At 69.2% G+C, this 12683-nt stretch carries 10 protein-coding genes; 5 read left to right on the plus strand and 5 right to left on the minus strand.

Annotated features, from left to right (window positions below; translation table 11 throughout):
- Positions 1 to 130: 130 nt before the first annotated feature.
- Both ACWICD_RS13410 and ACWICD_RS13415 read left to right on the plus strand, forming a co-directional pair.
- Positions 131 to 364 carry a hypothetical protein gene (locus tag ACWICD_RS13410; protein ID WP_454140451.1) on the plus strand — a complete coding sequence of 78 codons (234 nt, stop codon included), beginning with the start codon at positions 131 to 133 and terminating at the stop codon, positions 362 to 364.
- Positions 361 to 705 carry a type II toxin-antitoxin system PemK/MazF family toxin gene (locus ACWICD_RS13415; protein ID WP_454140452.1) on the plus strand — a complete coding sequence of 115 codons (345 nt, stop codon included), beginning with the start codon at positions 361 to 363 and terminating at the stop codon, positions 703 to 705. Before ACWICD_RS13410 ends, ACWICD_RS13415 begins: the two co-directional genes overlap by 4 nt.
- A gap of 94 nt (positions 706 to 799) precedes the next feature.
- Here the strand turns inward: ACWICD_RS13415 and ACWICD_RS13420 are convergent, their stop codons facing one another.
- The 3 genes from ACWICD_RS13420 to ACWICD_RS13430 all read right to left on the minus strand — a co-directional run bounded on the left by ACWICD_RS13420 (position 800) and on the right by ACWICD_RS13430 (position 8883).
- Complete coding sequence (locus tag ACWICD_RS13420) at positions 800 to 1786, minus strand: hypothetical protein (RefSeq protein ID WP_454140453.1); 987 nt, start codon at positions 1784 to 1786, stop codon at positions 800 to 802.
- A 43-nt stretch (positions 1787 to 1829) separates the two neighbouring features.
- Positions 1830 to 4487, minus strand: coding sequence for an OmpL47-type beta-barrel domain-containing protein (locus tag ACWICD_RS13425; protein ID WP_454140454.1), 2658 nt, complete (start codon positions 4485 to 4487; stop codon positions 1830 to 1832).
- Positions 4488 to 4701: 214 nt separating this feature from the next.
- Entirely contained in the window at positions 4702 to 8883 is a 4182-nt protein-coding gene (locus tag ACWICD_RS13430) for a DUF5979 domain-containing protein (RefSeq protein ID WP_454140455.1), read from the minus strand.
- A 208-nt stretch (positions 8884 to 9091) separates the two neighbouring features.
- On the opposite strand from ACWICD_RS13430, the gene ACWICD_RS13435 reads away from it, so the two are divergent.
- Positions 9092 to 9487 (plus strand): hypothetical protein, encoded by a 396-nt coding sequence (locus tag ACWICD_RS13435; protein WP_454140456.1) that lies wholly within the window; start codon positions 9092 to 9094, stop codon positions 9485 to 9487.
- A gap of 4 nt (positions 9488 to 9491) precedes the next feature.
- Here the strand turns inward: ACWICD_RS13435 and ACWICD_RS13440 are convergent, their stop codons facing one another.
- Positions 9492 to 10178, minus strand: a complete 687-nt coding sequence (locus ACWICD_RS13440) for a hypothetical protein (RefSeq protein ID WP_376127995.1) — start codon at positions 10176 to 10178, stop codon at positions 9492 to 9494.
- Between the two features lie 169 nt (positions 10179 to 10347).
- Between ACWICD_RS13440 and ACWICD_RS13445 the strand changes: the two genes are divergently transcribed.
- Positions 10348 to 10794, plus strand: coding sequence for an SRPBCC family protein (locus ACWICD_RS13445; RefSeq protein ID WP_454140457.1), 447 nt, complete (start codon positions 10348 to 10350; stop codon positions 10792 to 10794).
- A 42-nt stretch (positions 10795 to 10836) separates the two neighbouring features.
- On the opposite strand, the gene ACWICD_RS13450 is transcribed toward ACWICD_RS13445, so the two are convergent.
- Positions 10837 to 11178, minus strand: a complete 342-nt coding sequence (locus ACWICD_RS13450) for a DUF6804 family protein (protein WP_454140458.1) — start codon at positions 11176 to 11178, stop codon at positions 10837 to 10839.
- A gap of 237 nt (positions 11179 to 11415) precedes the next feature.
- Here ACWICD_RS13450 and ACWICD_RS13455 point away from each other — a divergent pair, with 237 nt between their 5' ends.
- Complete coding sequence (locus tag ACWICD_RS13455) at positions 11416 to 12525, plus strand: cystathionine gamma-lyase (protein WP_454140459.1); 1110 nt, start codon at positions 11416 to 11418, stop codon at positions 12523 to 12525.
- The last annotated feature ends 158 nt before the right edge of the window (positions 12526 to 12683 follow it).

Here is a 12683-nt window from a genome sequence, read left to right on the forward strand (position 1 = left end):
GACGGTTGACCCCCATCGAGTTCGAGACCATCATGAACACGACCGTCGCACTGGCGGCGTGACTAGGAACTGTCACCTCACCGTGCAGCAGTCCCAGGTATGCGTCCTCGCTGGTCGGTATACTCCGAGTATGACCACGACCATCAAAGTCAGCGGCGAACTCCGCGACCGGCTCAAGGAGCAAGCCGCCCGTGACGGGCGCACGCTCGGGGCGCACCTCGCGCATCTCGCAGATGCCGAGGACAGGCGATGGCGTCTCCACTTGCTGAAGTCCTCGATCGACGCGTCTACGAGCGAGGATGCAGAGTCGTACTCGGCTGAGACGGAAGACTGGGAGCGCACCGAACTGGCCGACGCTTCGTGACGACCGCCGACCTCGCCCCGGGGGTCGTAGCCTGGGCGGCACTCGAGCCCGTCCGCGGCAGAGAGCAAGGTGGTCATCGCCCGGTTCTGGTCGTTGCGTCCGCGGGATACTTGGATGCCGTGACGACACTCGTCATCGTGTTGCCGATCACGACCATCGACCGCGGATGGCCGAACCACGTTCGCGTGGATGGGTCGAGCGGGCTGGACCGGCCATCGTGGGTCATGACCGAGCAGCCCCGGACGCTGTCGCGGGATCGACTTACGAGGGTAGCCGGCGAAGTGTCGATCGACTGTCTGAGAGCAGTACGCACCTGGCTGGGCGACTTCCTAGATCTCTGACTAGCGCGTCATCACAATACGGATGCCGCATGAGCGACTTCGCTCGATCATGGCGCTTCTCTACCTTGAGTGTGAGCTGCGCCGTGCGCCGGCATCACAGCGCCGGCCGATTCAGCGCCACCACAAACGGCGCCCACTTGCTCGCGTTGTTGAACCGGCGGTCTCCGATCTGGAACGGCGCTTCCGCCGCATAGGCCACCGCGCTGCCAGCCCCCGGAACCACGGTATCCAGCGCTCCCTGGACGGCGGGGACGCCGAGCGACCGGAAGACGTGCGGATCCTTCAGATACCGCTCGGACAGCTCATCGACCGTGGCGAACGCAGCCTGCGAGATCTCCTTCGCGAGGCTGATCCCGTCGGCGACCGGGGCATCGATGGCGAGCAGGTACTGCCGGAACTCGGCGACATCACGGCGATCCCGGATGGTCTCGAGGCCCTCGTGGTAGGAACCGGACGGACCGAGGACATTGGGCACCTGCAGCGCCGCGAGCTGCGTCGCCGCTGAGCGCTTCGTCGTGCTGAAGTACTGGCTGTCGGCGAGCTCGCGCTCGAGTTCCTTGTTCAGCGCTTCCTGAGCGGGCGACCCGAAAATGACGTCGGTGTGGCTGAGGCCCAACTCGGCCACGACCCACAGGTCGCGCAGCGCGTTGTCGAGCCGCATCCCATTTCCCACCACCTCGGTTCGTCCGACATGCAGGTTGTGCGTGTGGTTGTCGATCGCGAATTCGCCGGTGGCAGGCCCGCACATCTCGGCCGAGATGTCGCTGAAGAGCTCGAAGCTCGGGCCGTCCATCCACCCGTCCTGATCTGCCGCATCGAACTCGGTGAGCGCGGCGACGGCGGCTTCGATCGACGATGGGTCGTCGGTGAGGAAGCGGACATAGGGCAGGTCGCGCATGTCCGCAGGGCAGAACTGCGGCGCGAGAAAGACGAGTTCGTCATAGCAGAGGAGCAGCCCCAGCACGTTCTCGAGAACAGGGTTGGGGCTGCTGCCGTCGCGCTCATCCACCCGCGGTGCCGGATTGCGATAGTCGTAACCGAACGGACCCGCGAGTCCGATGAATGCCGCATTCTTCGCCACCGCCGAATGCTACAGCGTCTCGCGGATGGACTGCGGAACCTGCTCAATCGTCGACGTGGAGGTGACCGTCGTCGCTGCGGATATGCAAGGTGACGTAACCGCGGACGTCGCGCTCTGAGATCTTGTCGGGGCCGCATGAGATGGGGTCGGGCTTTTCCTCGGCAGCATCCGTTGCGGGTTGGTCGTCGAAACCGCAGTCGTCGGTGCGGGGGCGGGATGAGGCGGCTGTTTCGGCAGAATGCAGTTGCGACCCTTCGGCAGGCTCAGGGACCGGGGTTCGGTGCGCGCGCGACCCTTCGGCGGGTTCAGGGGCCGTGATTCGGTGTGCGGGCGGCCCTTCGGCGGGCTCAGGGACCGGGGTTGAGTGTGCGGGCGGCCCTTCGGCGGGATCAGGGACCGGTGGGTGGTGCTCAGGGAGCGGGGAGCAGGGGGCGCAGGAGCCGGTGCCGGACTCGTGCACGACGATGGAGTAGTCGTCGAGGGCATCCCAGCGCGCCTTCACAACGCGGCGCGAGGCGCCGTCGCCGATCGCGACGAGTTGACGCACGCCGAGCAGCGCATGGGCGGCATTGCGGCCGACGAGACGCTCGAAGACCATCGTGTTGCGCTCGCTGCGGGGGCGCGGCTCGTCGCTTCCGCCGTCCGGCGAGACCATACGCCCGACCTGCTGCTCCCGTCGCCCCGCCCGGCGGTAGTCGTCGTACACGAGCGCGAGCACGCTCGCCTCGTACGCGAACGGCGAGCACCGCACCTTCAGATACAGCGTCGTGGTGTTGTCGGCGCGATCGCGCACCTCGTAGACGCGCAGCTCGGCGGTGTCCGAGCCGAACGGCGTCCATTCGGTGTCGACGCGCGATGTCGGGGCGATCGGTCCCGCCGGCACACCGGACAGGGCGTCGCGGCCGTGCACGAGGATGTCATCGAGGTCGGGATCGTAGAAGATATCGACCTCGGGCGCCGTCAGGTCGATGTCGACCGCGAACCGCTGCTCGGGCTCGACGTTCTGCGACCGGTCGATCGAGTTGAACGAAACGCGGTGTCTGCCCTCGCTCGGAAGGGCGATGGGGGAGGAGTAGGTCATCGGTCCGACGCCGTCGACGCGATACTCCGTGCGCGCGACGCCCGAGATGTCATCGGTCGCGGTGAGCTGCACGGCGACGGGCGTGCGGTTCCAGCCCGCCCCGTTCGGCGGGGGAGAGACGCTCGCGGTCGTCGACGGGGGAGTCGTGTCGGGCGGCAGGATCCGTGCCTGCAGCTGCGGGGTGAGCTCGGGCTGCAGCACCGAGACGGTCGGCGGTGCGTACCCACCCGAGCCGATCGCCCCGCCGCGCAACCGCAGGATCTGCCAGTCGTTGCACGGCTCGAGCGACGTCTGCGAGCCGTCGTTGTTGGTGTCCATCGACAGGTTGATGTTGGTGGTGAGGCCGTCACCGTCCCAGTCGATCGGGGCGGCAGCATCCGCCACCTGCACGAACCCCGCCGGTGTCGCACCCGCCGCCGGAAGCCAGCGCGACGTGCCGTATCCGGCGGAACCGGGCCCGAGACCGACGGTCTCGTTGAGCGCGACCTCGTTGAGGATCGCGAGCGCGACGCTCGAGAAGTCGATGACGAACGCGCCACCCCGGCGGATGCCCGACATCTGCCAGAGGTAGTTCATGACGCTCGGGTAGTTCGCCTTGTTGTTCACCCCGTCGCTGCCGCCGTGATCGAGACCGAGCGCGTGACCGAGCTCGTGCATGAACGTGCCGGCCACATTCAGGTCGGTGATCGGCGGCGCGAACGTGCCGAGGCTCACGATGAAGTCCGACCCGGGGGTGTGGCGGGCGACGCCGCTGTTGCCGACCGAGCCGATCTGGTGGCATGCGACGGCGTAGCGGAAGATCGGGCCACGACCCGAGGTCAGATGCCCGCCGGCGCGGGCCTTGAGCTTGTCGAAGTCGGTCCAGTCGTAGTTGATGTTGCCCGCGGCATCCGGACTCGTCGTGCCCAGCTGCGTGACGTGCCCCACCGACGCCGCCCGGCTGAGCGAGCCCCACGTCGCACCGTTCGTCGGATTCAGAATGCTGGTGGGCCCGGCATCGACGTGCAGGTTGATGCCGACCGCCCCATTGCGCGCGATGTAGGGCGCGTTGGCGAACGCGTCGATCACAAGCCGGATCGCGGCATCGCTCGGGCGGTGCGAGTGGGTGGCGTCATCCATCCAGTCGAGGTGCACGAAGATGTCGGGCTTGCCGACCGTCGCCCCCATCGCCGGCAGGTCGACGAACTGCGGACCCGACCCGTCGCCCGGATCGATCGTGGCGCCGGAGGTCTTCCACGAATCAGGGATGCCGTCACCCGTCGTCGACGCGTCGGCGACGACCCAGTGGGCTGTCGCGTCGTTGCCTGAGCCGCTGCCGGTGCGCGCCACGGTCAGCACGTCGGGACCGGACTGATCGAAGTTGTTGCTGCCGATGTAGGGGTTGTCCCAGTGCAGGCGCACGAGACCGGTCGTGCCCGGAATGTCGAGCCGGTACCAGACTGTGCCCTCGGTTCCCGTCGCGACGCCGTCGGACTCGGCGACCCACTGCGCCGTCGTGCCGGCCTCGATCCGCGGCGGGGGTGGGGAGCCCCAGATGCCGTGCTGCAGGCTCTCATGATCGAACACGAGAGCGGTATCGAAATCGTTCTGGACCTTGATGGTCACGCTGCGTGCAGCCATGACTCCTCCTCGTGCTTGCGGCGCGAACGCCGTCGTCAAGGAAGAGGAGGGATGCGGGGTGGTGATACGCCCTTCGGCGGGCTCGGGGACCGCGACCCTTCGGCAGGCTCAGGGACCGGCCCGGGCTCGAGGGCGACCCTTCGGCAGGCTCAGGGACCGGACCACCGGCGGCGCTCACGCGGGCGGCGACATGCACCGTCGCCGCCCGATGCGTTTACGCGCGGCGTCGCCGCCACATCAGCGCGGCGCCCGCGAGGATCGCGGCGAACGCCGCGGCGATCGTCCAGACCGCGACTCCCTGCGAGCCGGTCATGGGCAGCTCGGCGTCGAAGGCGAGGTCGTTCGTGAGGGTGAGTGCCGCCGTCGCCCCCGGTTCGCCGGTCACCGTGATGACGGCGACGGCACTGCCGTCCTCCGTGCTCACCGTGACGTTCTCGCCGTCTGCCGCCCAGTCGGCACCGACCCAGCGGACGCGGTCCGCGAGGCCCGTCGTCCGCTCTTCGGCGCGCACCTCGGTGCCCAGCGGCAGGTCGGCGACGACGACGGGCTGATCCGACACCAGCTCGATGTCGCGCGACTGCTCCTCGCCGAGCAGGTCGGTCCAGGTCAGCGTCACGGGGAACGCCGTGCCGGTCGAGGCGCTCGCGCCGTCACCGGTCAGCGACTTGGTCAGCGTGACGCTGCCGAGCGAGGCCACGGCGGTGTTGACGAGCGAGACCTCGGCGACATCGGCCGCGCCGATCGTCACGACGACGCTGCCATCGTCGCCGACGGCGACGCGCTCGCCACTCCACGCGGCATCCGCCCACGTGAAGCGTGCGCTGCCGGGCAGAGCGACCTCGGTCAGCGACACCTCGGTGCCGTACGCGAGCTGCCGCGGGAACTGCGCGACCGTGCCGTCGGTGGGCACCGAGATCTCGGCGGACTGGGCGCCCTCGCCGTCGACCCACGTCGCGACGACCGTGACGGCGTCGGGCACGTCGGCGTCTTCGAGGAGGACACCGGCGACGCTCTTCGCGAGCGAGAACGTTCCGGGGGCCCACGTGGCCTCGTTGACGACCGTCACGAGCGTGACGTCGTTCTGCTGGCCGGACACGGTCACCGTGGCAGACCCATCGCCGGCGTCTTCGACCGCATCGCCCGAGATGGTGATGCTGCCCCACACGACCGTGTCGATGCCGGGACGGGTCTGCTCGGTGATCGTCACGACGGTGCCGGCGGGAAGAACCACCCCCAGCTCGGTCGGCTCGACGGCGTTGATGGTCAGCTCGCGGGACTCCTCGACGCCGTCGGCGCCGGTCCAGGTCGCGATGACCGGGAACTCGGTCGTCGGGTCGACTTCGCCCGCCGCTTCACCGGCGATGCCCTTGAGCAGGCTGATGCCCGCCGTCGAGGTCGCGGCGTGGTTCTCGAGCGTCACCGTGGCGTCGGCGTCACGCCCGATGGTCACGGTCGCGGAACTCCCGGCCACGGTCACGCCGGTTCCGGACCACACCGGTGCGCCCCAGGCGATGCTGGAGCCGTCGGTGAGCGGTACCTCGGTGAGCTTCACCACGGTGCCGATCAGGAGGTTCGTGCCGAACGGCACGGGGGTGCCGTCGGTGGGGAGGGTCAGCGTCTTGGCGCGGAGCGCGCCCTCTTCCGTCCACGTGGCGATGACCCGCACCGAGTCCGGCACGGCCGGGTTGTCGGCCTGGTCGCCGGTGACCGTCTTCACGAGCGAGAACGTGCCCACCGTGCGCTCGACGGTGTTGGTGAGGGTGACGGATGCCGCTTCGGTGGCGTGCGCGGGCGTCACGGTGACGCTCTCCGGGCTGAACACGGGCGCGGACCACGTCAGGGTGTCGTCGTCGGTGGGGCGTGCCTCGGTGAACGTGACCGTCGCGCCGATCGGCAGGTTCTCGAGCACGACCGGCTCGCCGACGGTCAGGTCGAGGATGCGGTCGGGCTGGGCGGGAACGTTCGCGCCGAGCGTGCTGGTGTCGATCGACGCGGTGACGCGATAGGTGCGGCCGGCGTCGACGAGATCCGCCGCGCCGCCGTTCAGCGCCTTGACGATGCTCACCGAACCGAGCAGCGCCTCGTTGGTCAGGGCGACCGAGACGTTGGTGCGCGGCGCGATCGTCGCGATCGCGGTCTTGCCGTCGGGGCTCACCGTGACGCCGGGCGCCTCGGCGAACACCGGGTCACCGAAGACGACGCCCGAGATCGTCGGGAACGTGGGCTCGGTGAGCTCGACCGTCCACCCGGTGCCGCGGGCGTTCAGGCCGCTCACCGGTGCACCATCGAGCGGAACCCGCAGGTCGTACGCGTTCTGCACCGTGCCGGTGGGGTCGATCTCCTTGACGTGCACGGTGAAGGTCGCGTCGCGCGGGATGAGCGCGGCGCCCGGGGTTTCGGCGAGGGCCTTGTCGATGGCGACGGAGCCGCGGGTCACGCCCTGGCCCGTGCCGCTGCCGGAATTGCTCTGGGTCGTGCTGGTCGAGAACTGGATGCCCGAACCCGACACCGCGTTGTCGTACCTCGTGCCCGGTGCATCCATGCCCCCGCTGGCGGTGCACGTCGTGTAGGTGATGACGTACTGGTATTCGCGGCTGAACCCGTCGCTCGTGCCGGTCGGGATCGGCAGGTTGACGGCCTTGATGTCGAGCGTGAGCTCGTTGCCGTCGACCGACAGCGCGGTGACGCCGGTCAGGTTGGCGGTGGCGAGACCGCCGTTCTGGATCTGGTCACGGGCCTCGACGCGCAGGTTGAGACGCGTGGCCAGGCCCGCTGAGGGATCGCCGGCGGGGCAGATCGTGTGCGACGCGGCGAGCGTGTCGGTCAGGGTGAGGTAGCCGCCGAGGTCTTCGATCATCTCGCCCGGAATCGTGACCGACCAGTCGAGCGTCGTCTGCGGCATGTGCTGCACGCCGTCGATCGTCACGGCGGAGGTGTTGATGCGGCCGCTCTTGCCCTGGCTGCGGGCCGGCACGGTCGCCTCGGTGCCGGTGGCCTGCCCGTCGACGTCGACCCGGTTCGCGTACGCGGTGCCGCCCTCGGGCAGCTCATCGCTCGTGACGCAGGTCGTGTAGGTGAGGATGTAGCGGTAATCGGATGCGCGGAACTCGAGGTCGCCCGCGATGTCGAACCGCACCTGGAAGGCCTGCGCCGACGACGAGATCGTCGTCGCGGTGAGCAGGTCGGTGATGTTTCGCTGCAGCTGGCTGCTCGGACCGTAACGCTCGGTGATCTGGATGCCGCTGATCGTGCCGGCGCAGAGCTCGTGCCCGGCGCCGAGGGTCTCGGTCAGGGTGAAGCCGTTTTTGCCGACGAGCTGGTCACCCGGGATGACGACCGTCCACGCGATCGTGCTGTTGCGCGCGGTGCCGTTCTGCACGTTTCCGGACTTGGTGAGCGACTGCTGCCAGGGCAGGTTGGCGACCTCGCCGATCCCGATGCCGGCTTGTCCCCAGCCCTCGATCTGCGCCGAGTTGTCGTACGTCGTGCCGGCCGGGTCGATCTGCCCGTCGGGCGTGCAGGTGCGGTAGGTCACGCGGTAGGTGACGTTCGCGTCGAACGGGCCCGCGAGGGCGAGGCCGAACTGCGCGTCGCCGGGTTCGCCGTCGAGGGTCGCGATGCTCGTCACATCGACGACCGTGCCGCCGCGCACCGTCTCGACCTTCAGCCCGGTGGGCGTGCAGAGCACGTGCCCCGCGCCGAGGGTGTCGGTCAGGTGGGCGACCTCGTCGCCAGCAGCCACGAGGTTGGCGCCGGGGATGTTGACGGTCCAGGTCATCGACCAGTTGTTCTGGTTCATCACGCCGGACTTCGAGACCTCGCCGGGCAGGTCGATGCCGTCATCGATGCCGCCCCCGCCGGGCAGGTCGACCGAGACGGGCGCGCCGTTGAGGTCGAACACGACCTTCTCCTCGGTCGTTGCCCGCACCGCCTGGACCTCGAACTGCCACGTGCCCTTCACGAGCTCGGGAGCCTCGGTCACGGCGTCGGTCAGCACGCACGTCGCCGTGCCTGTGGCCGGATCCGTGAGGCAGTTGCCCCACACGACCGCGGCGCCGCTGTCGTCCGTGCCCATGAGCGGGAAGGGCACGCTCTGCGGGAACGAGAACTCGGGCGGCAGACCGATCGTGAAGACATCCCCGGCGTGCGGGTTCGCCGTCGTGGCATCCCACTCACCGGATACCGTCAGCGTGTCACCGACCGTCGCCTGCTCGCCGGCCGGCGCGATCGTGATGTTGCTGACCGTGATGTCGGCGTTCGGCGCAGCGTGTGCCGCGCTCGGCAGCGCGACGACCGACACGAGTGCCAAACCGAAGACACCGAGTGCGGCGAGCACGCGGTGCAGCAACGCGCGCACACCGCGCGAACGCAAAGGAGACGACGGGGACGAAGACATAGCTCTCCTCCAGGCGGTGCTGTCACGCATCAGCCGATCGAATCGTGCGCGTGATAGCCCCAGTTGTTGCGCCCCCACGCGATGCGACGTGGAGACATCGCAAACGTCCTAATAAAAGCAGTGCGCGGGAGCGCGAAAAAATTTGGCATTCCGCGTTCCGGACTGATACGACCCCGCCGTCGTCGGCTGCCCCCGCTACCGTGGACCCGTGCCTTTCGTGCTCGTGCTCACCGTCGCCCTCGCGGTGCTCGCCGTGCTGCAGATCGCGCTCATCCTCGGGGCGCCGATCGGCCGCTTCGCGTGGGGCGGACAGCACGAGGTCTTGCCCGCGCGCCTGCGCATCGGCAGCGCCGTGTCGATCGTCGTCTATGCGCTGATCGCCCTCATCGCGTGGGATCGGGTCGGCGCGATCGATGTGTTCCCCGCGCCGTTCTCCGAGATCGCGATGTGGGTGATCTTCGTCTACTTCGTGCTCGGCATCGCGGTCAACGCCATCTCACGCAGCAAACCGGAGCGCTACACGATGGCGCCGCTGTCGCTCGTGCTGGCCGTGCTGTCGTTCCTCATCGCGATGGGCTACGGCGTGCTCGCGATGGCGATCTGAGCCGTCACCCGGGGATCGGCCCGGTGAGCTTCTGGCTGATCTCGATGTCGACGCCGCCGTCTTCGAGTTCGGCCTCGAACTCCGCGCTGCCGTTGGTGCCGTCATTGCGGAAGTCGAGCTCGATGTCGTCGGCGCTTTCGTCCTGCTTGACGATGGCCCAGCCATCGCTGACATCGACGCTGCCGAGGGTGAGTGTCGAACCGTCGGTGTCGAAGGCGACCACGGCGGCGCTGCCCACCGGATAGGTGCCGCCTGCGCCCCGCGTGATCTTCAGCTCCTGGGAGATCTCCATGGTGCCTCGCTCGAGCTCGACCTCGAACTTCCACCTCGTGTTGTCGCGCGTGAAGTAGACCTCGATCTCGTCGGAATCCTCGTCGCTGATCCGCTGCTGCCACCCGTCGGCGGGGCGGACCTCGACCAGGGCGAGCGAGCCGTTCTGCAGCGAGAACTCGACCTCACCGGCGTCACCCACCTGCCACGTGCCGTCGCGCAGTTCGTCCACGGCGCCGGCGGTCGACGACGTGCCGGTCGATTCCGGCGTCGGGCTCGGCGCCGGATCCTGCGTCGCGGTCGAGCCGGTGGTCGCCGGCGGCGGCGTGCTCGCCGGGGCATCCGCCTGCCCGGCGCACCCGGCCACCAAAAGCCCCACGACCAGCAGGCCGCCTGCAGCCGACACGACGTTTCGCTTCATGTTCCTCGCCCTCCAGAGCATCCGCGGCGGTGTTCGGACATGCGCCACTCTGCCCCTGCGCGCCGCTTCCGCCAAGGCGGTTGACTTTCGCCGCGGTGGCGTCGATCCTGCGCGACGGGGTGCGGCGCGCTCACGACGGTGATCCGCGCAGGACTGCGATGATCGAGCCGTGGCATCCGTCGTCTCGATCGTGACCCGCTCGACTGCGCCCGCGGAGCGGCTCTTCGACATCTCGCTCAGCATCGACGAGCACCAGGCCTCGATGGCGGCGTCGGGCGAGACGGCGATCGCGGGCGTGACCAGTGGTGCGATCGGCCTGGGCGAGACGGTGACCTGGCGGGCGCGGCACTTCGGGATCTGGTTCACGATGACCTCGCGCATCACGAGTCTCGATCGCCCACACCGGTTCGTCGACGAGCAGGTGCGCGGGCCGTTCCGCGCGTTCCGCCACGAGCACGTGTTCGAACAGGATGCCGCCGGCACGACCATGATCGACACGCTGACGATCGCGTCGCCGATCTTCGGGCGTCTTGCGGAGCGGCTGGTGCTCGTGCCGTACCTGCGCCGGCTGATCACGGCGCGGAACCGGCACCTGGTCGATGGGCTCGAGCGCTGACGGTTCGGGGGCTCCCCGTTCACTGAGGGAGCGGCACCCCGGTCAGGGCATCGGCCGCGGCGTCTTGATCATCGCGCCGGCAGAGAGGAACGTCGCGGTCGCGGCGATGTTCGCGCCGATCCACCACGGGCCGTCGAAGACGATCGGGTAGAGCGGATTCCACACGACGGCGATCGCGAGCATCGGCACGATCCACCACCACTGACGTGCCTGGGCGGCGAACCATCCGATGATCACGGCGAGGATCGCGATGATGAACCGCGCCACGAGGTACAGCTCCTGGTCGACGAGCGCGATCCCGGCGATGCAGACGATGGCGGCCAGGATCCCCGGTGCCAGAGCGTTGCGCTGGAAGGCGGGTGATGGCGTCGGCCGTGAGGACACCGGGGGCTCCGTTCGTGTGCGGGGAGGGTCAGTCGACTGTACGACGGGATGCTGCGGGTGGGCGATTCGGCGGGGGCGATCCTTCGGCGGGCTCAGGGGGCGGGGTGGGTGCTCAGGCGGTGGAGTTCGAGGCGACCCTTCGGCGGGCTCAGGGACCGGGGTGTGGGCGTGCGGGGCTGCGGTGTGAAACCCTGAAGCGTCCGGCGACGCCGCGCCGGGCGGGGGAGGAGTGAACGAATGGATACATCGGCCGAACTATCGTTCGCAGAAGTGCTGCACCACCGCGCGCAGACGCTGCGCCCGGGTGAACCGCTCGCGCCACCGCTCGTCTCGGCGAGCACGTTCGCGCTGCCGGGCGACCCCGCGGGTGTGCCGTACCAGTACGGGCGGATGGGCTCGCCGACGTGGACGGCGCTCGAAGACGCCCTGCAGGTGCTCGAGCGCGCCGAGACGGCGATCTTCCCATCAGGGATGGCCGCCATCGCCGCCGTGCTGCTGACCCACCTGCGCCCCGGCGATCGCGTGCTGCTGCCGAGCGACGGCTATTACACGACGCGCCTGATCGCCGACGACTACCTCAAGACGATCGACGTCGAGGTCGAACTGTGCGCGACGCGCGACTACGCCGATCGCGATGTGACCGGCGTGCGGCTCGTGTTCCTCGAGACCCCGTCGAACCCGGCGCTGGACGTCTGCGACATCGCCGACATGGCGCGACGCGTGCGCGAGGCCGGCGGGCTGCTCGTCGTCGACAACACGACCATGACGCCTCTCGGTCAACGGCCGCTGGATCTCGGCGCCGATGTCGTGGTGGCATCCGACACGAAGGCGGTGAACGGGCACTCCGACGCGCTCCTCGGCCACGTCGCGAGTCGCGACACCGGCGTCATGGAACGGGTGCGCGACTGGCGCAAGATCACGGGCGGGATTCCCGGTCCGTTCGAAACGTGGATCGTGCACCGCGGACTCGAGACGCTCGAGGTGCGGTTCGATCGCATGTGCACGAGTGCGGCGGTGATCGCGGAGCGCCTGGCCGAGCATCCGGCGGTCGGTGCGGTGGCGTACCCCGGGCTCGCGTCGCACCCGCAGCGCGAGGTCGCCGAGCGGCAGATGCTGCGGTTCGGCAGCCTCGTCGGCATCACGCTCGAGAACGCGGATGCCGCTGATCGCTTCATCGAGCGTGCGAAGTTCATCGTGCCCTCGACGAGTTTCGGCGGGGTGCACTCATCGGCCGAGCGGCGCGCGCGCTGGGGGGACGACGTGCCCGACGGGTTCGTACGGCTGTCGGTCGGCTGCGAGCCGACCGAAGAGCTGTGGGCGGACATCGCGCAGGCGCTCTCCACCTGACTCCGTCGGCCCCGGCTCCCTGAGCCCATCCGACCCCGGTCCCTGAGCCCGCCGAAGGGTCGCTTCCTCACACCCCCTGGTCCCTGAGCCTGCCGAAGGGTCGTCCCGAACTCCGGTCCCTGAGCCTGCCGAAGGGTCGTCCCCACCCACGGTCCCTG

The sequence above is a fragment of the Microbacterium sp. NPDC055357 genome (assembly GCF_053644835.1).